General features: G+C 70.7%; 22 protein-coding genes. 17 read left to right on the top strand and 5 right to left on the bottom strand.

The features are described 5' to 3' along the window. The first annotated feature begins 23 nt into the window (after positions 1-23). Positions 24-509: a GNAT family N-acetyltransferase gene (locus ATC03_RS04105; RefSeq protein ID WP_067873445.1), complete on the top strand. Its 486-nt coding sequence runs from the start codon at positions 24-26 to the stop codon at positions 507-509. 183 nt (positions 510-692) lie between these two features. Here the strand turns inward: ATC03_RS04105 and ATC03_RS04110 are convergent, their stop codons facing one another. Beyond that, positions 693-1,757 carry a LacI family DNA-binding transcriptional regulator gene (locus ATC03_RS04110; protein WP_152030862.1) on the bottom strand — a complete coding sequence of 355 codons (1,065 nt, stop codon included), beginning with the start codon at positions 1,755-1,757 and terminating at the stop codon, positions 693-695. 111 nt (positions 1,758-1,868) lie between these two features. Here ATC03_RS04110 and ATC03_RS04115 point away from each other — a divergent pair, with 111 nt between their 5' ends. From ATC03_RS04115 to ATC03_RS04135, 5 genes are all read left to right on the top strand, one after another. After that, the gene (locus ATC03_RS04115; protein WP_067873447.1) at positions 1,869-2,834 is read left to right on the top strand and encodes a carbohydrate ABC transporter permease; all 966 of its coding nucleotides are present in this window, start codon (positions 1,869-1,871) and stop codon (positions 2,832-2,834) included. Continuing rightward, positions 2,831-3,787, top strand: a complete 957-nt coding sequence (locus ATC03_RS04120) for a carbohydrate ABC transporter permease (RefSeq protein WP_067873450.1) — start codon at positions 2,831-2,833, stop codon at positions 3,785-3,787. The genes ATC03_RS04115 and ATC03_RS04120 overlap by 4 nt, the downstream gene beginning before the upstream one ends. Positions 3,788-3,920: 133 nt before the next feature. Next, positions 3,921-5,267 (top strand): ABC transporter substrate-binding protein, encoded by a 1,347-nt coding sequence (locus ATC03_RS04125; protein ID WP_084003275.1) that lies wholly within the window; start codon positions 3,921-3,923, stop codon positions 5,265-5,267. Between the two features lie 139 nt (positions 5,268-5,406). Next, positions 5,407-7,242, top strand: coding sequence for a glycoside hydrolase family 35 protein (locus ATC03_RS04130; RefSeq protein ID WP_067873453.1), 1,836 nt, complete (start codon positions 5,407-5,409; stop codon positions 7,240-7,242). A gap of 61 nt (positions 7,243-7,303) precedes the next feature. Then, a complete protein-coding gene (locus tag ATC03_RS04135; protein WP_067873456.1) occupies positions 7,304-7,702 on the top strand; it encodes a PPOX class F420-dependent oxidoreductase in 399 nt (132 codons plus the stop codon). A 90-nt stretch (positions 7,703-7,792) separates the two neighbouring features. Here the strand turns inward: ATC03_RS04135 and ATC03_RS04140 are convergent, their stop codons facing one another. After that, the gene (locus tag ATC03_RS04140; RefSeq protein ID WP_067873460.1) at positions 7,793-8,260 is read right to left on the bottom strand and encodes a VOC family protein; all 468 of its coding nucleotides are present in this window, start codon (positions 8,258-8,260) and stop codon (positions 7,793-7,795) included. Between the two features lie 157 nt (positions 8,261-8,417). Here ATC03_RS04140 and ATC03_RS04145 point away from each other — a divergent pair, with 157 nt between their 5' ends. The 4 genes from ATC03_RS04145 (at position 8,418) to ATC03_RS04160 (ending at position 10,685) form a co-directional block, all read left to right on the top strand. Next, the gene (locus ATC03_RS04145) at positions 8,418-9,068 is read left to right on the top strand and encodes a GyrI-like domain-containing protein (RefSeq protein WP_067873465.1); all 651 of its coding nucleotides are present in this window, start codon (positions 8,418-8,420) and stop codon (positions 9,066-9,068) included. Positions 9,069-9,175: 107 nt separating this feature from the next. Further along, positions 9,176-9,646: an SRPBCC domain-containing protein gene (locus ATC03_RS04150; protein ID WP_227820230.1), complete on the top strand. Its 471-nt coding sequence runs from the start codon at positions 9,176-9,178 to the stop codon at positions 9,644-9,646. Further along, positions 9,643-9,960 (top strand): ArsR/SmtB family transcription factor, encoded by a 318-nt coding sequence (locus ATC03_RS04155; RefSeq protein WP_067873470.1) that lies wholly within the window; start codon positions 9,643-9,645, stop codon positions 9,958-9,960. The genes ATC03_RS04150 and ATC03_RS04155 overlap by 4 nt, the downstream gene beginning before the upstream one ends. Positions 9,961-10,253: 293 nt before the next feature. Then, positions 10,254-10,685: a hypothetical protein gene (locus ATC03_RS04160; RefSeq protein ID WP_067873473.1), complete on the top strand. Its 432-nt coding sequence runs from the start codon at positions 10,254-10,256 to the stop codon at positions 10,683-10,685. A gap of 187 nt (positions 10,686-10,872) precedes the next feature. On the opposite strand, the gene ATC03_RS04165 is transcribed toward ATC03_RS04160, so the two are convergent. Next, positions 10,873-11,478: a TetR/AcrR family transcriptional regulator gene (locus tag ATC03_RS04165; protein ID WP_067873476.1), complete on the bottom strand. Its 606-nt coding sequence runs from the start codon at positions 11,476-11,478 to the stop codon at positions 10,873-10,875. Between the two features lie 61 nt (positions 11,479-11,539). Here ATC03_RS04165 and ATC03_RS04170 point away from each other — a divergent pair, with 61 nt between their 5' ends. From ATC03_RS04170 to ATC03_RS04195, 6 genes are all read left to right on the top strand, one after another. After that, positions 11,540-12,325, top strand: a complete 786-nt coding sequence (locus ATC03_RS04170; protein WP_067873478.1) for an SDR family NAD(P)-dependent oxidoreductase — start codon at positions 11,540-11,542, stop codon at positions 12,323-12,325. A 160-nt stretch (positions 12,326-12,485) separates the two neighbouring features. After that, complete coding sequence (locus ATC03_RS04175) at positions 12,486-15,365, top strand: lamin tail domain-containing protein (protein ID WP_067873481.1); 2,880 nt, start codon at positions 12,486-12,488, stop codon at positions 15,363-15,365. A 203-nt stretch (positions 15,366-15,568) separates the two neighbouring features. After that, complete coding sequence (locus ATC03_RS04180; RefSeq protein WP_067873484.1) at positions 15,569-16,045, top strand: NUDIX hydrolase; 477 nt, start codon at positions 15,569-15,571, stop codon at positions 16,043-16,045. A 648-nt stretch (positions 16,046-16,693) separates the two neighbouring features. Further along, complete coding sequence (locus ATC03_RS04185) at positions 16,694-17,134, top strand: hypothetical protein (protein WP_152030863.1); 441 nt, start codon at positions 16,694-16,696, stop codon at positions 17,132-17,134. A gap of 160 nt (positions 17,135-17,294) precedes the next feature. Beyond that, positions 17,295-17,927, top strand: coding sequence for a carboxymuconolactone decarboxylase family protein (locus ATC03_RS04190; protein WP_067881364.1), 633 nt, complete (start codon positions 17,295-17,297; stop codon positions 17,925-17,927). Beyond that, a complete protein-coding gene (locus tag ATC03_RS04195) occupies positions 17,924-18,835 on the top strand; it encodes an RNA polymerase sigma-70 factor (RefSeq protein WP_067873493.1) in 912 nt (303 codons plus the stop codon). Before ATC03_RS04190 ends, ATC03_RS04195 begins: the two co-directional genes overlap by 4 nt. 9 nt (positions 18,836-18,844) lie before the next feature. On the opposite strand, the gene ATC03_RS04200 is transcribed toward ATC03_RS04195, so the two are convergent. Further along, positions 18,845-19,288 carry a MarR family winged helix-turn-helix transcriptional regulator gene (locus tag ATC03_RS04200; protein WP_067873496.1) on the bottom strand — a complete coding sequence of 148 codons (444 nt, stop codon included), beginning with the start codon at positions 19,286-19,288 and terminating at the stop codon, positions 18,845-18,847. Between the two features lie 92 nt (positions 19,289-19,380). Here ATC03_RS04200 and ATC03_RS04205 point away from each other — a divergent pair, with 92 nt between their 5' ends. Beyond that, positions 19,381-20,043: an NAD(P)H-dependent oxidoreductase gene (locus ATC03_RS04205; RefSeq protein WP_067873501.1), complete on the top strand. Its 663-nt coding sequence runs from the start codon at positions 19,381-19,383 to the stop codon at positions 20,041-20,043. A gap of 54 nt (positions 20,044-20,097) precedes the next feature. Here ATC03_RS04205 and ATC03_RS04210 read toward each other — a convergent pair whose 3' ends face one another. Next, the gene (locus tag ATC03_RS04210) at positions 20,098-23,289 is read right to left on the bottom strand and encodes a hypothetical protein (RefSeq protein ID WP_067873505.1); all 3,192 of its coding nucleotides are present in this window, start codon (positions 23,287-23,289) and stop codon (positions 20,098-20,100) included. Between the last annotated feature and the right edge of the window lie 65 nt (positions 23,290-23,354).

Raw genomic sequence — 23,354 nt, forward strand, 5'->3', positions numbered from 1 at the left:
CACGCGGGTGTGAGAATCATCCGGTGCCCGAATCGCCTGAACTCGTGATCGCCCCCGGAGACCTCACCGACCCGCGCGTGCTGCGCCTGCTCGACGACCACCTCGCCGACATGCACGCGACCTCGCCGGCCGAGAGCGTGCACGCGCTCGACGTGTCGGGCCTCGCCGACCCGGCGGTCACGTTCTGGGCGATCGCCGAGGGCGACGTGGTGCTGGGTTGCGTTGCGCTGAAGCAGCTCGCGCCCGATCACGGCGAGCTGAAATCCATGCGAGCGGATGCCGCGGCGCGCGGTCGCGGCCTCGGTCGACGCCTGCTCGACCACGTGCTCGACGAGGCCCGCGGCCGGGGCTACGCCCGCATCAGCCTCGAGACGGGCACCGAGGACTTCTTCGCGCCGGCCCGCGCGCTCTACGAGAAGGCCGGATTCGCCCCGTGCCCGCCGTTCGGCTCGTACACGCTCGACCCCAACAGCGTCTTCTACACGCTCGAGCTCGCACCGCGCCCCTGAGCCCAGGGCGCCCCGCCGGGGCATCCGTCACGTGATTCCGTGCATGCCGCACTGCAGGCGGCTCGCGCGGACGCGAATGGTCGCCAGCCGCGCGGAATGGCGACCATTCGCGTCCGCGCCGGCGGAGGCGCGCACGCGCGAGTGGCGCGGCGTGCGGCGCCGCGCGGCGACGGCGCCGGCCCGTCAGCGGCGCGGCGGCGCGGTGCTCTGGCGCACGACGAGCTCGACATCGACGAGCGAGTTGGCGCGGCGCTCTCCGGCCTCGACCTCGTGCAGCAGGGCCTCGACCGAGCGGCGGCCGACCTCGCCGAAGTACTGGTGCACGGTCGTGAGCGGGGGCCAGAAGCTGCTCGACTCCGACATGTCGTCGAAGCCGACGACGCTCACGTCGCCCGGCACGGCGCGCCCGGTCTCGTGCATGGCGCGCAGCACGCCGAGCGCCATCTGGTCGTTCGCGGCGAACACGGCGGTCACGGCGGGGTTCGCGGCGAGCTCGAGGCCGAGCTCGTAGCCGGCCTCGGTCGACCAGTCGCCCTCGAGCACCGGGGGAGCGGATGCCCCGTGCTCGGCGAGGGTCGCGGCCCAGGCGTCGCGGCGGCGCGTGGCCGAGTAGGAGCGGTCGGGCCCGGCGACGTGCCAGACGGTCTCGTGTCCGAGGTCGAGCAGGTGCTGCACGGCGAGGCGGGCTCCGTGCGCCTGGTCGGTGTCGACGCCGGGGAAGCGTTCGTCGCCCGAGGCGTCGATGATCACGGCGGGCAGTCCGTCGGGCAGTTCGACCTCGGACTCGTCGAAGAGGTGCGCCTCGAGCACGAGGATGACGCCGTCGACCGCGGCATCCGCGAGGCGGTCGAAGGCGACCGAGAGCTCGCCCTTGGTCGGGTGCGGCACGGGAATGAGCGTGAGCGAGTAGCCGGCGGCGCTCGCGGCGGTGGTGATGGCGTCGAGGGTGCGCATGTTGCCGAAGCTCGAGAGGGTGAACATGATCACGCCGATACTGCGGAACCGACCGGTTCGCAGGGCCCGTGCAGCGCTGTTCGGGCGGTAGCCGAGCTTGGACATGGCCGCGAGGACGCGGTCGCGGGTCGCGGCGTCGACGTTGTCGCGGCCGTTCGACACCCGCGACACGGTCTGGCCCGAGACGTTGGCCTCGCGCGCGACATCGGCCATGGACGGCGCTCGGCGGCGTCCGCTGCCGGAGCCGCTGCCGAAGCCGCTGCCGGCGGCGCCCATCGGGTCGGTCGTCGTCATCTCCGGCTCCCTTCAGCGCGCCCTCGTGAAGAGTGGCGCATGTTCACGTCAACATGCTACGGTGTCCTCGCGAGATGTTGACGTCAACATCTCTTCGATTGGAAAGATCCGATGACAACGACGTCCCCAGAACTGGTTCCACACCCCGGCCCGGCCGCGACATCCGCCCCCCGCCGACGCGATGCGGGTCGCCGTGGCACGCGCGGCCGCACCCGCAGCGAATGGAAGGGCCTCGCCTTCGTCGCCCCGTTCCTCGTGGTGTTCCTGCTGGTCTTCATCGCACCGGTCGTCTACTCGATCTACCTCAGCCTCTACCGCGAGCAGCTCGTGGGCGGCAACGCGTTCGTCGGCTTCGAGAACTACCTCCAGCTCTTCGGCGACTCGCAGTTCTGGGAGGGCTTCGGCCGGGTCACGCTGTTCCTGCTCGTGCAGGTGCCCGTCATGCTCGGGCTCGCACTCGTCGCGGCGCTCGCGATCGACAGCGCACGGCTGCACGCGACGGGCTTCTTCCGCATCGCGATCTTCCTGCCGTACGCGGTGCCGGCCGTGGTCGCGGTGCTCATGTGGGGCTTCATCTACGGCGACAACTTCGGCCTCGCGGCGAACATCAACGACTGGCTCGGCTCGACGATCATCACGCCGTTCGCCCGCGAGTGGATCCTCGTCTCGATCGGCAACATTGTGACCTGGGAGTTCGTCGGCTACAACATGCTGATCTTCTACTCGGCGCTCAAGGTCATCCCGACCGACCTCTACGAGGCCGCCGAGCTCGACGGTGCCGGCCCGATGCGCGTCGTCACCGGCATCAAGCTCCCGGCGCTGCGCGGCGCGATCGTGATCGCCACGATCTTCTCGATCATCGGCAGCTTCCAGCTGTTCAACGAGCCGAACATCCTGCGCACGCTCGCCCCGAACATCATCACCACGTACTTCACGCCGAACATGTACGCCTACAACCTCTCGTTCGCCGGTCAGCAGTACAACGCGTCGGCCACCGTCGCGATCGTCATGGGCGTGTTCACCGCCGTGATCGCCTACGTCGTGCAGCTGCGCGGCTCGCGGAAGGAAGAGCGATGAGCACCCTCACCGAGGTCATGACCACGACGGATGCCGCGGGCGGCCGTGGTGCGCCAGGCGCCCGTTCCCGTCGGCGCGGGTCCTACCGCCCGAAGTACTCCTCGCCGCTGCGCCCCCGCAAGTCCGTCGCCTTCACGCTGCTCATGGGCATCTTCGTGATCTACAGCCTCGTGCCGCTCGTGTGGCTCGTGATCAACGCGACGAAGACGCAGGCCGGGCTGTTCTCGAGCTTCGGGCTCTGGTTCGACGACGAGTTCGTGCTGTTCCAGAACATCTGGGAGACGCTGACCTACAAGGACGGCATCTTCCTGCGGTGGTTCGGCAACACGCTGCTCTACGTGATCGTCGGCGCGGGCGGCGCGACGCTGCTGGCGACCCTCGCCGGCTACGGCCTCGCGAAGTTCCGGTTCACGGGCCGCAAGGCGGTCTTCGCCGTCGTGCTCGGCGCGATCGCGGTGCCCGGAACGGCGCTCGCGGTGCCGACGTTCCTCATGTTCAGCCAGCTGGGCCTCACGAACACGCCGTGGGCGATCATCATCCCGTCGCTGATCAGCCCGTTCGGGCTGTACCTGATCTGGGTCTACGCGGTCGACTCGGTGCCGACCGAGCTGCTCGAGGCCGCCCGCATGGACGGCGCGGGCGAGTTCCGCACGTTCTTCACCATCTCGATCCGCCTGCTGGCGCCGGGCATCGTCACGGTGCTGCTGTTCACGGTCGTCGCGACCTGGAACAACTACTTCCTGCCGCTGATCATGCTGAGCGACCCCTCGTGGTACCCGCTCACGGTCGGCCTCAACCAGTGGAGTGCGCAGGCGACCGGCGTCGCCGCGCAGCCCATCTACAACCTGGTGATCACGGGCTCGCTCCTGACCATCGTCCCCATCGTCGTCGCGTTCCTCGGCCTGCAGCGGTTCTGGCAGTCGGGACTCAGCGCCGGAAGCGTCAAGCAGTGACCGAGCGGCACTGCACGACCTGCACGACCGCACCATCCGCTCACCGGAGCGTCCTGCCCCGGAACCGCATGGCACACCACGCATCACCAAGACACACCACACGACAGAACACAACGAAGTGAAGGGAACCACCATGAGCATCGCTCGCTCCGCCCTCCGGCGGACCCTCTCGGTCGTCGCAGCCGCGGCCCTCGTCGGCACGCTCGCCGCCTGCTCCTCGGGCACCGGCGGCGGCGGCTCCGACGCCGGCGGCTCGGCCTCCGACCTCGACGCCGCGCTCGAGAAGGGCGGCAAGCTCACGTACTGGAGCTGGACCCCCAGCGCCGAGGCGCAGGTCGCCGCGTTCGAGGAGGCGTACCCGAACGTCGACGTCGAACTCGTCAACGCGGGCACGAACACCGAGGAGTACACGAAGCTCCAGAACGCGATCAAGGCCGGTTCGGGCGCTCCCGACGTCGTGCAGATCGAGTACTACGCGATGCCGCAGTTCGCGCTCTCCGACTCGCTGCTCGACCTCGGCCAGTACGGCCTCGGCGACCTCGAGGACCAGTTCAGCGCCTCGACGTGGGGCGCCGTGAACGTCGGCGACCAGCTCGTCGGCCTGCCGCAGGACTCGGGCCCCATGGCCCTCTTCTACAACAAGGCCGTGTTCGACCAGTTCGGCATCGCCGTGCCGACCACGTGGGACGAGTACGTGCAGGCCGCCAAGGACCTCCACGCCGCCGACCCGACGAAGTACATCACCGCCGACACCGGCGACTCTGGCTTCGCGACGAGCATGATCTGGCAGGCCGGCGGCCGTCCGTTCGAGGCCGACGGCACGAACGTGACCATCGACCTCGCCGACGAAGGCACGCAGAAGTGGACCGGCGTCTGGAACCAGCTCGTCGAGGGCGGACTGCTCTCGAGCACCCCCGGCTGGAGCGACGAGTGGTACAAGGGCCTCGGCGACGGCTCGATCGCGACCCTCGTGATCGGCGCCTGGATGCCCGGCGTGCTCGAATCGAGCGTTCCGGATGCCGCGGGCGACTGGCGCGTGGCCCCGATGCCGACGTACGATGGCACCCCGGTCGCCGCTGAGAACGGCGGCGGCGGCCAGTCGGTCACGAAGCAGTCCGAGAACCCGGCGCTCGCCGCGGCGTTCCTGCGCTGGCTGAACTCCGACCCGGCGTCGATCGAGGTCTTCCTCTCGAGCGGCGGATTCCCGGCGACCACTGCCGACCTCGAGGACCCCGACTTCGTGAACCTCGAGTCGGAGTACTTCGGCGGCCAGAAGATCAACGAGGTGCTGACGCAGGCCTCGAAGGACGTCTCGTCGGGCTGGTCGTACCTGCCCTACCAGGTGTACGCGAACAGCATCTTCGGCGACACCGTGGGCCAGGCGTACGCCAACGGCACCGACCTGAACGACGGCCTCGCCACGTGGCAGGACCAGCTCGTCGAGTACGGCAACGGGCAGGGCTTCACCGTCAACAAGTGATCGGATGCGGCGGGGTCGGCCGGCAGTCGTCGGCCGGCCCCGCCGCGCACCCGCACCGCACCATCAGCACCGCCAGCACCGCCAGCATGACCTCTCCACCGTCACCGGCCCCGCCGGTCAGATCCCGAACGGACACGCCGTGACCGCCCAGCACCCGCAGAGCCGCTTCGCCATCGGCGAGACCGACTTCGAGCTCGACGGAGCCCCGTTCCGCGTGCTCTCGGGCGCACTGCACTACTTCCGCGTGCACCCCGACCTGTGGGCCGACCGCATCCGCAAGGCGCGGCTCATGGGCCTGAACACGATCGAGACCTACGTCGCGTGGAACCGGCACGCCCCGCACGAGGGGGAGTGGAAGTCGTCGGGCGGGCTCGACCTCGGCCGGTTCCTCGACCTCGTCGCCGCCGAGGGCATGCACGCGATCGTGCGCCCGGGCCCGTACATCTGCGCCGAGTGGGACAACGGCGGCCTGCCCGCCTGGCTGTTCCGCGACCGCGAGGTCGGCATCCGCCGTTCGGAGCCGCGCTATCTCGCCGCGGTGACCGAGTACCTGCGCAACGTCTACGACATCGTCGCGCCGCGCCAGATCGACACGGGCGGCTCGGTGATCCTCGTGCAGATCGAGAACGAGTACGGCGCCTACGGCTCCGACCAGCGCTACCTCGAGCATCTCGTCGAGGTCACCCGCGATGCCGGCGTCACGGTGCCGCTCACGACCATCGACCAGCCGACCCCGCAGATGCTCGCCGACGGCAGCCTGCCCGGCCTGCACCTCACGGGCTCGTTCGGCTCCCGCACGCTCGAGCGCCTCGAGACCCTGCGCGAGTTCCAGCCGACCGGTCCGCTGGTCTGCATGGAGTTCTGGTGCGGCTGGTTCGACGACTGGGGCTCGCACCACCACACGACGGATGCCGCGGCATCCGCCCACGAACTGGATCTGCTGCTCGCGGCCGGCGGCTCGGTGAACATCTACATGTTCCACGGCGGCACGAACTTCGGGCTCACGAACGGCGCCAACGACAAGGGCCGCTACGCGCCGATCACGACGAGCTACGACTACGACGCTCCGCTCGACGAGGCGGGGCACCCGACCGAGAAGTTCTGGGCGTTCCGCGAGGTCATCTCGCGCTATGCGCCGGTGCCGGACGAGGTTCCGGATGCCGCGGGCCCGGCGCCCGAGCTCGAGGCCCCGCTCGCCGTGGGGCCGTCGCTGCTCGGGCTCGCCGCGTCGGGCGCACTCGGCGACGAGGCGCCGCACGAGCACGTGCCGACGTTCGACGAGCTCGGGCACTACCGCGGCCTCGCGCTGTTCACGACGACGCTCGGCGCCGGCGACGACCTCGGTGCGATCGACGCATGGTTCGACGGCGCACTCGACGGCGGGGCCGCCGCGCCCGGCGTGCTGGCCGTCGGCGAGGAGGTGCGCGACCGCGCCTGGGTGCTGCTCGACGGCGTGCCCGTCGGCGTGATGTCGCGCGACGCGCACGAGCGTTCGATCGTGCTGCCCCGCACGCGCGGCGAGCTCGCGATCCTCGTCGAGGACCAGGGGCGCGTCGACTACGGCACGCGCCTCGGCGAGCACAAGGGCCTCATCGGCGGCGTCGCGCTCGACGGCGTCGAACTCACCGGCTGGCGGGTGCGGCCCATCGACCTCGATCGCGCGCCCGTGGCGGCTGCAGCCCCAGGCGACGGCAGGGGGGCCGTCGCCGGTCCCGCGTTCGCGCACGCCGCGTTCGACCTCGCGGCGCCCGCCGACCTGTTCCTCGACACGCTGCACTGGGGCAAGGGGCTCGTGTGGGTCAACGGGTTCCTGCTCGGGCGCTATTGGCGGCGCGGGCCGCAGCGCACGCTCATCGTGCCCGCGCCCGTCACGCGCGCCGGCGCGAACGAGGTCGTCGTGCTCGAGTTCGAGGGCTTCGCCGACGCGGTCGTGCGCACCCTCGCGGCGCCCGAGCTCGGCCACACCGAGATCTGACGCGCGACGCGGCCCGCGGCATCCGGAACATCCACCGACGCCGGTGCGGTTGACTGAAGGCATGACGATCGAACTCGACGACCACGCCGTCCGCATCCTCACCGCGCCCGTCTTCGGACACCTCGCCACCGTTCGCCCCGCCGGCGACGTGCAGGTCAACCCGATGTGGTTCGAGCTCGATGCGGCGGCCGGCGTCATCCGCTTCACGCACACGACGAAGCGGGCGAAGTTCCGCAACCTGCAGGCGAACCCGCACATGACGCTCGAGGCCCTCGACCCCGAGAACCCGCTGCGCTACGTCGAGGTGCGCGGGCGGCTCGCCGAGGTGATCCCCGACCCCGAGGGCGCCTTCTACGTGCGACTCGGGCAGCGCTACGGCAACGCCGAGCAGGAGGCGCCCGCCGACAAGGCCGACCGGGTGATCCTCGTGATGGCGATCGAGAAGGTCCACGGGCGCTGACGCCCGCCCGGAACTGACGATCCACGGGCGCTGACGCCCGCTTCGGACATGCGGTGACGGATGCCGCGGGCGGCCGCCCGCGGCATCCGCTCACGCGTTCTCGAGCTCGGCGATGACGACCTTCTTCTGGCGCATCATCACCTGGATCTGCTCCGGCCGCTTCGTCAGCTCGCCCATGTTCGCCGGGATGATCTGCCAGCTGATGCCGAAGCGGTCCTTGCACCAGCCGCACTGCTCGGACTCGGGTACGTGCGAGAGCGCGGCCCAGTAGCGGTCGATCTCGGCCTGGTCGGCGCACGACACGACGAACGAGATCGACTCGCTGAACGAGAACAGCGGGCCGCCGTCGAGGCACGTGAAGTCGACGCCGTTCAGCGTGAACCGACCGTTCAGCACCTTGTTCGACATGCCCTCGAAGTGCTCGTCGAGTGACTCGTCGGGGTACGGCTCGATCGAGACGATGCGCGAGTCCGGGAACACCCCCACGTAGTACTCCATCGCCTCGCGCGCCTGGTCGTCGAACCACAGGCACGGCTGGATGGGTGAGATTCCGGTCATCGTCGACCCCCTGGTGCGCCGGCACGGTCGGCCGGTTCGCGTCGCCGCTCACGCTACGCCGGTCGCGTGCGGATGTCAGCAGGGCGACGGATGCCTCGTGCGGCCGCCCGCGGCATCCGGCCACCTTCTGACCGCGGGCCCGCGTACGCTCGGCCGCATGACCGAACCCACGGGTGAGAAGTACGACGTGAAGCGTGCGCACCGGGAGCTCTACGCGCCGTCGGCGAAGGACTTCGTCGTCGTCGAGGTGCCGCCGCTGCGCTACCTCGCGATCGACGGGCACGGCGACCCGAACACCTCGGCGGCATACGTGCAGGCGGTCGAGGCCCTGTTCGGAGTGGCCTACGCGGTGAAGTTCGCGAGCAAGCGCGAGTCTGGTCGCGACTTCGCGGTCGCGCCGCTCGAGGGGCTGTGGTGGGCCGAGGACCGGGCGGCGTTCGTCGCGCGCGACAAGGGAGCGTGGAGCTGGACCATGCTCGTCAACCAGCCCGACTGGATCGACGAGCGGGCCGTCGCGGCCGGCGTCGAGGCCGTGCGCGCGAAGGCGTCGACGGCGGCGACCGACGCGAATCCGGCGCTCGACCTGCTGCGCCTCGAGCACCTGCACGAGGGGGAGTCGGTGCAGATCCTGCACGTCGGGTCGTACGACGACGAGGCGCCCACGCTCGCGCGCCTGCACGACGAATGGATGCCGCAGCACGGCCTGGCCTTCAACGGGTCGCATCATGAGATCTACCTGAGCAATGCGCGGCGCACTGCGCCCGAGAAGCTGCGCACGGTGCTGCGGCAACCGGTGCGGGCGGTCTGACCTCGTTCGAGCTCGTCGACGACTTGCAACCAATGGGTTGCGGTTTGCGATCTGAAGTGCAACTCTAGGGTTGCAAAGTCCGATCGAGAGGAACGAGAATCATGAGCATGACCGACAACCAGGCATCCGTCGTCGACGAGGCCGCCTACGCGGTGCGACGCACCATCCGCATCGCCGCGCCCGTCGAGAAGGTGTGGCAGGCCGTCACCGAACCAGCGCACATCTCGCGGTGGTTCGGCCGCACCGAACTCGACGGCGCGGGCCCGGGCGCTCGAGGCAGCATCACGTTCGACGGGTACGGCCGCGTGCCGCTCGCCGTCGAGGCCGTCGACGCCCCCCGCAGCGTCACCTACCGCTGGGGCAACGACGACGCGCTCGGGCACCTGCGCGACGAGCTCGACGAGCACGCCACCGTCTTCACCTTCACGCTCGAGTCCGTCGACGGCGGCACCGAGCTCACGGTCCTCGAGACCGGCTTCGACCGCACGTCCGACCCGGCGAGGAACATGGCCGAGCACGCCGAAGGCTGGGTCTCCGAGCTCGACAAGCTCGTCGCCCTGCTCGAGGGCGACGCGTGACATCCGAAACGCTGGTTCCGGTGTTCGCCGCACTCGGCGACGAGACCCGGTGGTCGATCCTGACCGCACTCGGCGAGGGCGACGCCTCGGCGTCCGCCCTCGCCGGGCACCTGCCCGTGACGCGCCAGGCGATCGCCAAGCACCTCGTCGTGCTCCAGGAGGTCGGCCTCGTCGAGCCGGTGCGCGTTGGCCGCGAGGTGCGCTTCCGCGTCATCGGCGCGCAACTGACCGAGACCGCGCGCGGGCTCGAGACCATCGGCGCCCAGTGGGACCGCCGCCTGGCCGCGATCAAGGAGATCGCCGAAGGGCTCTGACGTGCGTTGCGCCGCAATCGGGCGCCGGATGCCGCGGGCGGCCGTTCGCTCGTCTCGGCGAGTCCGATCCCGGCCGACCCGTGCTGCGTCGCGTGGGCAATTCAGGATGCGCGCGATGACACGCCGCGCCGCGGCATCCGGTCGCCCGCGTGTCGTGTGTGCTTCCTGAGTTGCCCGCAGCACCGCACCGCACCGCACCGCACCGCACCACGCCACGCCTCACCGCACTGCGCTCGCGGCGTCATCGTGGATCGCGTGTCCTCGAGTCCGCCGTCGCCGGTTACGGTGGACGGATGGACGCCTGCGCCGCCCTCGCGGACTCGATCGAGCAGCTCTCCCGGCGCGGGCACACCGACCGGCGATTCCTGAAGGAGCTCGGACGCGTCGGCGGCGTGCGGCGCGGCCCGTTCTGGTTCACGGATGCCGCGTCCGGCGGCAGTAACCGGCTCAGCGGGCGCGGATTCCGTGCCGAGCTCGATGACGACACCGACGGCCAGGCGAGGCACTTCGCGGGCACCGTCGCGGTCGCGACCCGAGTCGGCGGTCGGCTCGCGCAGTGGCTCACCACGCACGTGCTGCGCGACGGGCCCGACACGGCCGACGGGCGCCTCAGCGCCGAGGCGATCGAGTTCGTACGTGTCATCCGCTCGGGCGAGCTCGCGCAATCGGATGCCGCCGGCTGGGTGCGTGGGCGGCTGTGCGGGGCCGGCGCGCTCGACGCGTGACGCTCGACGCCTGACCGGCGCTCACGCGCGCTGAGGCTCGCATGCCCGGCCGCGCTCACGCGCCCTGAGGCTCACGGGTCGGCCGGCGCTCACGCGCCCTGAGGCTCACGGGCCGGCCGGCGCTCACGCGTCCGACCGGCGCTCGCGCGTCCGACCGGAGCTCACGCGCGCGACGCGCCGAAGTCGCTCAGGCGGTGACCTCGACCGGGTTCGCGAGCCCGCGCCAGACGAACGAGATGGTGGCCTGGGCCGCATCCTGCCAGCCGGTGCCGTTCAGCAGGTCGTCGATGGCGAGCGCCGCGACACCGTGCACGGCGGCGAACCCGACGAGCGCGAACTCGCTCGCGTCGCCCGCGCGGACCGCCCCCGATCGCTGGGCCTCGTCGATGAGGGCGACGAGGGTGGCCATGCCGGCGTGACTGAGTCGCACGAGTTCGGCCGAGGCATCCGGATGGTGCTTGGCGGTGTACATCGTGTCGAGGATCGCGGGGTGCTCGACGGCGAACGAGACGTAGGCGAGCCCGGCCGTGCGGAAGCGCCGATCGAACGGCGCGGGCCCGGCCGCTGCCGCCGCGAGGTCGGCGTTGAGCCGCGTGAATCCGGCGATGGCGAGGGCGTCGAGGAGGGCCTGCTTGTCGCGGAAATGCCGGGCCGATGCCCCATGGCTGACCCCGGCATCACGCGCGAGCTGCCGCAGCGAGAGCGCCGCGAGGCCGTCGTCGTCGAGTGTCGTCCAGGCACGATCGAGCAGCACCTGGCGCAGGTTGCCATGGTGGTAGGTGCGCTCGCTCATCCGCCCACTCTAGCGTCATGTAGGCATTGACAACAATGATGTCACTGTCTACATTTGTCCCATGACCAACGACTATCGCGGACAGACCGTGCTCATCACCGGCGCCAGCTCGGGGCTCGGCGCCGAGTTCGCCTCGAGCTTCGCCGCTCGCGGCGCCGACCTCGTGCTCGTCGCCCGCCGTGAGGCGCGACTGATCGACCTCGCCACGAGCATCGAGGCCGAGCACGGGGTGCGGGTCACGACCCTCGCGCAGGACCTCGCGACCGCCGATGCGCCGACGGTGTTGCGCGCCGCCCTCGACGAGCGGGGCATCGCGGTGCACTCGCTCGTGAACAATGCCGGATTCGGCATGAAGGGCGCGTTCGTCGAGGCCGACCCAGCGCGCATCGCCGAGATGGTGAGCCTGAACGTGGCATCGCTCGTGGGGCTCACGCGCGAGTTCCTGCCCGACCTCGTCGCCGACGGGCGAGGCGTGCTCGTCAACATCGCGAGCACCGCGGCCTATCAGCCCTGCCCCGGCATGGCGGTGTACGGCGCGACCAAGGCGTTCGTGCTGAGCTTCACCGAGGCCCTCGCGTACGAGACCCGCGACTCGGGCGTTCGGGTGCTCGCCGTCAGCCCGGGTGCGACGCGAACCGAGTTCTTCGACGTCGTCGGAACGGCGGATGCCGCGGTCGGCCGCTTCCAGACCCCCACGCAGGTCGTGGAGCTCGCCCATCGCGAACTCGATCGCCGAGTCACGCCGCCGAGCGTCGTGTCGGGCCGGGGCAACGCGCTGAACAGCACGCTGGTGCGGCTGTTGCCGCGGCGGGCCGCGCTCGCCATCAGCGGCAACCTGCTGCGCTGACCCGCGCGGGCTCCGAGGCGGCTCAGGGAGGCGGCCGCCACCCACCGAGGGCCGCTCGACATGGCGTCGACTCCGTGGGTTCACGGGCGGGACACCTTCCGTTCAGCGCCGAACGGTCGAGTGGGCTGCGACCCCTCACGTCTCTGTCAGGAGCCCCTCCATGCCCTTCTCCCCATCCATCCGTCGCGCGTCCGCGATGGTCGCGGCGCTCGCCGTGACCTCCGGCGCGGCGCTGCTCGCGACGCCCGGCGCCGCGCTCGCCGCAGACGGTGCCGCACCCGGCGTCGTCGTCAACGAGATCGTCTACGACACCGTCACGCACGGCACCGTCGACTCGATCGAACTCTTCAACGCGTCATCCGACCCGGTGGATGTCTCGGGCTGGGCCGTCATGGACGACAAGCGCGTCGAGCGCGGCACCATCCCGGCGAACACGACGCTCGCCGCCGGCGGCTTCCTCGTGCTCCAGAAGGACGCCGCGCCCCTCGGCTTCCCGTTCGGGCTCGGCAAGGGCGACGAGGTCGTGCTGGTCGACGCCGCGAACGCCGTCGTCGACTCCTACGCCTACGCGGCCACCGCGCCGCTCGCCGACTGGTCGCGCTGCGCCGACGGCGGAGCGTGGGCGCACGCCACGGCCGTCACGCTCGGCGCGGCTAACGCCTGTGCCGCCCCTGAAGAGCCCGCGAAGCCGGGCTCTGTCGTGCTGAACGAGGTCGACTCGGGCCCCGCCGACTGGATCGAGCTCATCAACCCGGGCGAGTCCGCCGTCGACCTGAGCGGCTACGAGGTGCGCGACAACAGCGACGACGACGACCACCGCTGGTTCTTCGCGTCGGGCGCCTCGATCGCCGCCGGCCAGCGCCTCGTCGTCGAGGCCTCGACCATCGGTGCGGATGCCGCGGGCAAGCCCCTCGAGTTCCAGGCCGCGATCGGCATCGGCGGGTCCGACTCGATCCGCCTGTTCGACACCACGGGCAAGCTGCTCGACGAGTACTCCTGGAACGGCCACCCGGCCATCGACGGCAACGAGGCCGCGGCGAGCTACGCGCGCTGCCCCGACGCGACCGGTCCCTTCGCGCTCGCGCGCGTCACCCCCGGCGCGGCGAACGACTGCGTGCTGCCGGCCATCGCGATCAACGAGGTCGAGTCCAACGGCGACGCGACCGACTGGGTCGAGGTCATCAACACCGGCACGACCTCGGTGGACCTGTCGGGCTGGACCCTCATGGACAACGATCCCGTGGGCCACGCCGCCGACGTCACCCCCGTGGCATCCGGAACCGTGCTCGCGCCCGGTGCCCGTTTCGTCTTCGACGGTGCGACCCACTTCACGTTCGGCCTCGGCGGGGCGGATGTCGCGACGATCCGCAATGCGGCCGGCATCACGGTCGTCGAGTACTCGTGGGCCGCGCACGCCGCCGTCACGTGGGCGCGCTGCCCCGAGGGGACCGGCGCGTTCATCGACGCCGCGACCTCGACCAAGGGCGCAGCGAACGCCTGCGGCACCGGACCGACCGACCCGACCGACCCGACGGATCCGACCGAACCGGTCGTCGCGGCCTGGCCGGGTGCGGCCGACGTGACGGTCGTCGACGAGGCGGCCATGTTCCTCAGCGACTCGTCCGGCCTCGACACCCAGCAGACGGCCGACGGCGTCGTGCTCTGGGCCGTCGACAACGGCACCGGCACGTTCTGGAAGCTCGACGTGAAGGCCGACGGCAGCGCGTCGTTCGCCGACGGCTGGGCGGATGGCAAGCGCGTGCGATTCCAGCGCGACGCCGGCCTGCCCGCCAAGGCCGGCCCCGACACCGAGGGCATCACGGTCGCGAACGACGGCCGCATCTACATCGCCTCCGAGCGCGACAACGCCGACAAGGGCGTGAACCAGAACACGATCCTCGCGGTCGACCCCGAGGCCGCCGGCCCAGACGTCGTCGCGGCACAGGAGTGGGACCTCACGGCCTCGCTCCCGCAGGTTGCCGCGAACACGGGCCTCGAGGCCGTCGAGTGGGTCGCGGACAGCGACCTGAAGGGTCTCGTCGACGCCAACACCGGCGCGATCTACGACCCGGCCCGCTACCCGGGCCACGGTGACGGGCTGTTCTTCGTCGCGGTCGAGGACAACGGCGTGGTCTACGCGTACGCGCTGAACGCCGACGGCTCGTTCGCCCAGATCGCGTCGATCGACCCGGGTCTCGGTGGCGTCATGGCCCTCGACTACGACACGGTGCTCGACCGGCTCTGGGCAGTGTGCGACAACGGATGCGAGGGCGAGGCGGCGCGCATCACGCTCGCCGGAGCCGAGCCCACGGTCGAGCACCTCGCTCGCCCCGCAGGCATGCCGAACCTCAACAACGAGGGCTTCGCGACCGCCCCGGCATCGCTGAGCTCGGCCGCCCCGGCGCCCTCGCTCGTCACGACCCGCCCGGTGTGGTGGTTCGCCGACGGTGAGAAGCCCGGCGCACTCCGCACGGGCACCCTGCCCGGCGCGGTCATCACGGACCCGACGGACCCGACGGACCCGACCGACCCGACCGACCCCGGCACCGCGCCGGCGCCGATCGACGAGGCGCTGCTCACCGACGCGAACCGCGGCGGCGTGACGGCACCGGCAACGGCCGCGCCGGGCGCGAAGCTGCCCGTGAACGTGGGGGTCGCGCACGCCGGCGAGACGGTATGGGGCACGGTCTACTCGACCCCGACGTCGCTCGGCTCGGCCGCCGTCGGCCTTGACGGGGTCGTCACGGTGACGCTGCCCGACACGCTCGCCGCCGGCGCGCACAAGGTCGCGATCCAGTCGGCCGACGGCACGCTCATCGGCTGGGCGCCGATCACGGTCGCCGCGGCGACCGGCGGCGGAGCCTCCGCGACGGGCTCCGGCTCGGTCGCGACCAGCGGTTCCGGCTCGACGGCCGGCCTCGCGCACACGGGCGCCGACCCGTGGACCGCCCTGTCAGTCGCCGGCGCGCTGCTCGTGCTCGGTGCGGGCGCAGGCGTGATCGCGCTGCGCCGACGCCGTGCGCAGGGGGTCGCCGAGTAACGACACCACCACCACGACGGGCGGACGCCGCGCAGCCACGTGCTGCCGCGGCATCCGCTTCGTTGCGTGCTGGAATCCCGTCTGCGCGCCGGAATCCCCGCCTACATGGATTCCGCCGCGCGAACGGGATTCCGCCGTGCGGCATCGCACTGCACTGCTGCGGCCGAGGCCCGAACGCCGTCCGGCTCGCGTAGCGTGGCCGCATGGCGACCCCGGAATTCGTGCTCGAACTGCGCCGCCACGTCGGCCACGCCCCGCTGTCGCTCGTGGGCGTGACGGCCGTGGTCGTGCGGGGCGACGAGGTGCTGCTCGGGCGGCGCTCCGACAACGGCTTGCTCACCCCGATCACGGGCATCGTCGACCCGGGGGAGGAGCCGGCGGATGCCGCGGCTCGCGAAGCCCTCGAGGAGGCCGGGGTGCGGGTGCGCGTCGACCGGCTCGCGTGGGTGCACCAGATGCCGCGGGTCACGCACGTGAACGGCGACCAGGTCGACTACCTCGACCTGACGTTCCGCTGCTCGTGGATCGAGGGCGAGCCGTACCCCGCCGACGGCGAGATGACCGAGGTCGCGTGGCATCCGCTGGACGATCTCGTCGGAGTGCCGGAGCGGCACCTGCGGCGCATTGACGTGGCGCTCGGCGACGGCGCCGGACCTTCACGCTTCGAGGGCGGGGTCTGACCGAACCCGAGCCTTCGGTCGTGCGTGATGGTCAGCGTGTGAAGATCGCGGCGAGTGCGGCGATGATCGCCTGAACGGAGCCGGCGGCGATGAGCACCGTGCGCTGGCTGATGCTGCGGCGGGCCGGGATGGAGATGCGGTGGATGGGCATGAGGTTCTCCTGGGGTTCGGTCGTTCGACGGATCGGAGTCGGTGCGAGAAGCGAGGGTGGGCGGCCGGGCGGTCGAGCCGTCGGGCTGCCCCGGGTCAGCGGGCGAAGATCGCGGCGAGTGCGGTGATGATCGCCTGCACGGAGCCGGCGGCGATGAGCACCGTGCGCTGGCTGATGCTGCGACGGGCGGGAACGGAGAGGCGGTAGACGGGCATGCGAGGCTCCTGTGCTTGAGGTGGGAACCAGCCCTGGAGGCTGATATGATTCGGTAAAACGAATATATACACACATAGAAAGGAAGCGCAATGGGAATCGCGGCAATGCTCATTCGATCGACGCGAAAGAGCGGCCGACTCTCGCAACGCGAGCTCTCCGAGCGCACCGAGGTGCCGCAGGCGCGGGTGTCCCTCGCCGAGACCGCGCGTGAGAGCCCCCGGTTCGAGACGGTCGCCCGCCTGCTCGCGGGTACGGGCCACCGCTTGTTCGCCGCTCCGACCATGCGCGACGACGTCGTGTGCGTCGCCAGCCGTATCCGGGAGGCGCTCGCCGCCGACGATCTCGACGCGGCTTCCGCGGCCTTCCTGTCGCTCAATGCCGATCTCGCCGCGGAGCGCGGCCTCGTGCGCGGCGTGCTCGCGATCACCGAGCCGGAACCGACCGGTTCGAAGACGTGGGATTCCGCCCTGGCCGCTCTGGTCGCCTACCGTCTCGCTGAGGAGGGTGTGCCGCTGCCGCCATGGGTGCACGGCGAGGATCGGCGCATGGCCAGGGCGCGCGCATTGCCGCTCGGGTCGCCGGCCATTGCGGCGAGGCGCGAATCGGGTATCGCCGACGTGCCGGCGGAGTTCGTCGCCCATGGCGTGCTGGTCTCACGCGACCTGCTCGATCGTGCCGCGTCAGCAGCGATGGCGACCGGCCTCGAGGACGAGCGCGGCTGACCTGTCGCGCCCCAGCCTCGTCGTCGGGCAGGTGTCGCCCCTGCTCGCGTGAGCGCGGCCGATCGGACGGATGTCACACGCGGCATCCGACCGGTGTCTTCATGTCGACGGGCCAATCCGGATGCCGAAGCCGGGCCGTCGAGCAACGCAGGAGGACACGATGACCACGCAGACCCGCATCCCGCCGACCGAGCTGAACGGAGTGTTCGGGGGTGTCGTGAAGGTCGCGGCACGCCGCATGCTCGGCAGAGTGCCCGACTCGATGGGCGTGCTCGCGCACCACCCCGCGCTGATGCGCGCGTCGATGGGCATCGGGCGCAAGGTCGAGGCGCTCCACGAGCTCGATGGCGATCTCTCCACGCTCGCCGTGATGGCGACGGACGCCCACATCGGCTGCAGCTGGTGCCTCGACTTCAACTACTACAAGTCGCGCAACGAGAGCCTCGACGTCGAGAAGGCGCGCCAGGTGCCGAACTGGCGCGAGGCCACGGTCTTCACCCCGCTCGAACGCAACGTGATGGAGTACGCCGAGGCGATGAGCCAGACCCCGCCGACCGTCACCGACGAGCTCTCGGCTGCACTGCTCGACGAACTCGGACCGGCCGCGCTCATCGAGCTCACGGCGAAGGTCGCGTTCCAGAACATGAGCGCGCGCATGAACCTCGCGCTGGGCATCCACTCCGACGGCTTCGCCGACGCGTGCGAGATGCCGCCGCTCGTCGAGCGGGGAGCCGGATCGACGAGCGCCGGGCCGACGGGTGCCCCGTCGTCAGTCGTAGGCTCGACGGCATGAGCCGTGGCAGCGGTGCCGACGCGGCGGCGGAAGCCGACGCCGATGCGTTCGTCGTGCACCGCAATCTGCTCTTCACGGTCGCGTACGAGATGCTCGGGTCCGCCGTCGACGCCGAAGACGTGCTGCAGGAGTCGTGGCTGCGCTGGAACGAGGTCGACCGTGCACAGGTGCGCGACCAGCGCGCCTACCTCGTGCGCATCGTCACGCGTCAGGCGCTGAACCAGATCCGCACCCAGGCGAGACGTCGCGAGCAGTACGTCGGCGAGTGGCTGCCAGAGCCGCTGTTCACGAGTCCGGATGTCGCGGCCGACGTCGAGCTCGCCGAGAGCGTGTCGATCGCGATGCTGACCGTGCTCGAGACGCTGGGTCCGGCCGAACGCGCCGTGTTCGTGCTGCGCGAGGTGTTCGACGTTCCGTACGACGAGATCGCGGATGCCGTGGGCAAGACCCCGGCCGCGGTGCGCCAGATCGCGCATCGCGCCAAGGAGCACGTCGCGGCGAGGCGTCCGCGCGTCACCGTCGACCGGGCCGAGCAGGAGGAGGTCGTGGCGAGGTTCGCCGCCGCCGTGAACTCCGGCGACGTGCAGGCGCTCATGGACGTGCTCGCGCCCGACGTGGTCTCGGTCGCCGATGGCGGCGGGCAGGTGCGCGGAGCCGCGGTGCGGCCCATCGTCGGCGCAGACAAGATCGCGCGCTACCTCGTCGGCGGCATCGCGAAGCTCGGGCTTCCGTTCGTCGTGCGGGTCGTCGACGTGAACGGCGAGCCCGGCATCCGTGCCGAGATCGCGGGGCAGCTCGCGGGCGCCGTGAGCGTGGTCGTCGAGGGCGGACGCATCACGCGCATCTTCTCGTTCGCGAACCCGAGCAAGCTCGAATGGCTCGACGCGGGCTCCGTGCTCGAGCGGTAGCCGATCGACTCAGTCGAGCGCGCGGTTCATCTGTTCGAGGACCCGCAGGGTGGCGCGGAGCTCGTCGGCGTCGGGTGCCGGCAGCGTCGTGCTGCGCGCCTCGGTGTAGAGCGCATCGCCGCGCCGCACGAGATCGGTGCCTGCCGCCGTAAGCCCGAGCGCCTTCTCGCGGCGGTTCTTCGCACTGGCCTCGGCGGTCATGAGGCCCGCGGCGACCGCCTGCTCGATCTGGCGGCTGACGGTGCCCTTCGTGAGGCCGAGGCGGTCGGCGATGGCCTGCTGGTTCAGCGGACCGGGGTGCGCGTCGACGACGCTCAGCACGAGGAACTGCGCGAGCGAGATGTCGAGTTCGCGGCGGAACAGGGCGTCGCCGGTGCGGTCGAGCAGCCCGGCCACACGGCGGATCAGGTACCAGAGCTGCGCCTGCTCGTCGGGGAGATCGACCGCGTCCATGCCGTGAGTCTAGTCGTTTCGTTTGACAGGCTACTGTTGCACATGCAACCGTTGAACAAGCAACCCATCATCACCAGGGCATAGGAGCAGCCATGCGGATCATGTTCGTCTTCGACCACCCCTACACCCTCGACGCGTCCGATAACGTGCCGCACCGACGAAGCTTCACGGCCGCCGTCGCCGCTGCCGCCATCCGCGGCGCACGCCTGGCGGGCCACGAGATCGACCTCGTCGACCTCGCCGCCGACGGCTTCGACCCGGTCATGAGCCGCGACGACCTCGTCGCCTGGCGTCTGAAGTCCATGGTCGACCCCGTGGTCGTCGACTATCAGCGACGGCTGCTCGACGCAGATCACCTGGTGTTCGCCTTCCCCGTCTGGTGGGAGGCGATGCCTGCCGCGACCAAGGGCTTCCTCGACCGCGTGCTCACCAAGGGCGTCGTCTTCGAGGAGATCGCCGGCGCGAAGGGCAATCCCTTCCGCAACCTCATGCCGCGGCTCGGGGGCGTCACCGTGCTGTCGATCATGACCACGCCCGATGCGGCCTACCGCTGGTGGTTCCGCGACCCGCTCACGAAGATCCTGTTCAAGGGCACCTTCGGCAAGATCGGCGTGAAGAATCTGCGCTGGGTCAACTTTGCGTCCGTCACCGAGAAGACCCCCGAACAGCGCGAGCGGATGCTGCGCGAGACCGAAGCGCGCTTCGCCGCCCTCCGCCCGGTCGGCCGGCAGGAGCGGGCGCACGCCCGCGTGTGAGTCGGGACAGGCGCCTCGACTCGTGGCGCCCGGCGTGCACGGTCGACGGCGCGGCTACTCCGCGGTGGCGCGGGAGATGAGCGAGAAGAGTGTCGGTGCGTCGCTGACGGCGGGCCTCAGCTGGCCGCGAAGCGCGGCCTCGAGGCTGTCGATGCTGTACGACGACAGCGCCCATCCGAGGGGAGGCACGATCGTCGGCACGGTCTGCGGAGCGACCGTGACCGAGAGCCCTGGGAACGTGTCGTCCATGGCATCGGTCTCGGTCGTCGCCCCCGGCGTCTGTGCGAAGGTCGCGCCGATGCGCTGCATCAATACGGGGGCGGTCATCTGCTGCCCTTTCGCGGCGTTGCCCACGATCGGCACGAACGGCTCGGCCGAGACCTTCGCGACGTCTGCGGCGAGGTCGTACCCGGCGGAGTTCTTCACGTACACGAGGATCGGCACGAGTGGAGGCGTCGAGGCGCCGGTGCGGCCGGCATTGGCCTCACCGATCCGGTCGACGATGAGCGGCGCCAGATCGGCGACCGTGCCGAGTGCCGAACCTTCGGCGTAGCCGCCGTCGACGAGTTGCAGATCCTCGTCCCCGCATCCGTCGCTCGGTTCGAAGCGCGCCGCAGGCGTCACGGTCGGAAACCGGGCCGAGAGCATCGCGAGGCCCGCCCAGTCGAGATGCGCGAAGCACGACGCCGGCACCGGCAGGGCGCTCGGCATCTCGCCCGGCTCGGCACAGCCCCAGTCCGCACCGGTGGGATCTCCGTCGGGTGCGTCCGCGCCGGTCAACGGCATCGGGCCGATGAGCACCTTGCACTTGGTCCGGGCATCGGTCGAGTTGAAGACCGGCAGGCCGATCGCGGTCGACGTCCGCCAGTTCGGACGCAGGCTGAGGGCCTCGACATCGTCGATCCAACTCTGCTCGATGAGCGTGGCGCGGTCGGTCGCGGCGAAGTCGTCGGTCGAGGCCGGCATGCCGATGGTCGGGAGATGCACGCCGGTCTGGCCGACGATCTGGTCGCGCACGAGCAGGCCGGCGAGGCCGACCCCGATCGTCTCCGGCGACGCGAGCCCATGGAGCAGGCACTGCACGCGGGTCGTCTCCGCAGCCCTCTGGTCGTCGTCGCAGACGGACGGCTCGAACTCGGCCGGCAGCCGTCCGGCCTGTTGCTGCAGGGCTGCCGTCACGGCCATTCCGACCGACCCGCCGCTCACGCCGCTGGAGACGAGCACGCTGTCCGCCAGGCAGGGGCTCTGGTCGGCCAACGTCTCGAAGACGCGGGCGGTCCAGTAAGCGGCCCGGATGCCGCCGCCCTCGGCAGCGACGACGAGCGCCGGGCGAACGGATCGCCCGCCGACGGCCAGGGTGCACGCCGCCTTCTCGATGTCGTCCAGGCGGGCATCGAGCTGCGCCTCCACGGATGAAACGGCTTCAAACGGGGCCACCTGCACGCCGGTCGGCGTGCGCACGGCATGCAGCTGCGGATCATCCACGTCGGACGAGGCGAGTAAGACCATGGCGATGAGCGGAATCGTGATCGCGAGCGTGAGCACCGGGGTTGCTCGCAGGTGCAGCCTGATGAAGATCGGGAGCGGCGGGTACTCCTGCACGGCGATCGTGAACGAGCCGAGCACGACGCCCCAGAGCGTGAGCGCGAACACGGTCAGTGCGGGGGCGCCGATCGACTCGGCCCACCATCGCGGCGCCACCGCGATGTGCAAGAGGAGAAGCGCGGCAGCGCCGGTGAGCACGGCGAGCAGTGCCTGGTGGACCACCATCCGGTTCCGCACATCCAGGTCGAAGAGCGGGCTGAAACGGGCGAAGCGACCTGTCGCCCTCGGGCCGTGGATCGTGAGCAGGAGTGGGCTCATGAGCACGGTCAACCCGCCGAGCACCAGCGGCGGCACGGACCACGGTGTCGGCTCGATCGCGGCGAGCGCGATCTGCGCGGCGACCGGTCCGGCGAGGGATCGAACGAGACCGAGCCCGACGACGCCCACGATGAGCACGGCGATGAGGTCGCCGGTCAGCCAGGCGTACCGCGCGCGAAGCTCCTGGGTCTCGCGGGGATACCACCGATCGGGAGCCTTGATCGAGAAGAGCGAGGCCAGCACGACTGCGACCGGAATGGCGAGGAACACCAGGGTCGACCATCGGATCGCGTTCCATCCTCCTACCGCGGCGAAGAACACCAAGCCGACGATCGGGGCGCCCCACCAGAGATCCATCCAACCGATGCGGAAGACCGCCGGCACGTCGTAGTCCTGACGCTGGTGTTCGCCGCGTACGTCGTACGGTGCTCTCAGTCCTCGACTTCGCACTCCGCGGGAGTACGGCCGTGGATACGCGTAGACGCCGCGCAGGTTGAGTTCCGACTCGCGCAACACCTGGACAGGCGCCCGCGCCCGCATGCGTCCGAAGGTGAACGCGACCAGCGATGCGAGCAGCGTCGCAACGATCGCGGCCGCCGCATGCCCGAGTTGCGTACCGTCGGCCCACTGTCGCTGCAGGTCGGGGAGCTGGTCGAGGACGCCATCTGAGGGGATGCACGTCAGGGCGACGAGGAGCACGACGAGCACGACTGACAGGCGGTGCAACCAGATCGCACGGCCGATGCGACGCAGGGCCGCCAGCGCTCGCCGCCGGAAACTGAAGTCGATGAGCAGCGAGACCACCAGTGCGAGGAACATCGCCCACTTCACGGTCGAAACGGTGGCGAGGAGCCATGGCACCGTTGATGACACATCCAGTTCGTGGACCAGCGTGGCGGCGGCAGCCGTGAGCAGGGCGGCCTCGACCAGCTCCGCGATGACCAGCGCTTCGAGCAGCCGTCGCTTGGCGCGCTTCGCGTACGACGCGGAGATCGCGCGCAGGAAGAGCGCGACGTAGGCGACGATGAGCACGGCGTCGGCGAGCACCGCCATGGCGATCCACCGGCCGACCGCCTGCCCGCTCGTCGTCGCGTTCCACACCGCCCAGGTCTCGTCACGGGCGGCGAACGCGAGCGGACCGATCGCCTTGCCGAGCGGCGCGCTTCGGCCTTCGGCATCGAGCGCGCCGGCGATCAGCCGATCGAGCTCCGCATGCACGATCATCGCGGCCAGCGCGACGAGCACGAGAAACAGCAGCAGGGCGGCCGTCGGGCGCTTGGATCGGACCCAGCGTTCGATCCGTCCGACCGAGTCTTCGACGCGTTCGGCACCGCCGGTCTCGACCGCATCGGTCGCAGACGTCGTGCTGGGAGCGGTCGACATGGACCCTCCTCCGGTTCAGCTGCAGAATTCCGGATGTGCTGCCCGAATGCTATCGATGAGCATTC

Origin of the sequence: Agromyces aureus (assembly GCF_001660485.1) — a bacterium.
GTDB classification, from domain to species: Bacteria; Actinomycetota; Actinomycetes; order Actinomycetales; family Microbacteriaceae; genus Agromyces; species Agromyces aureus.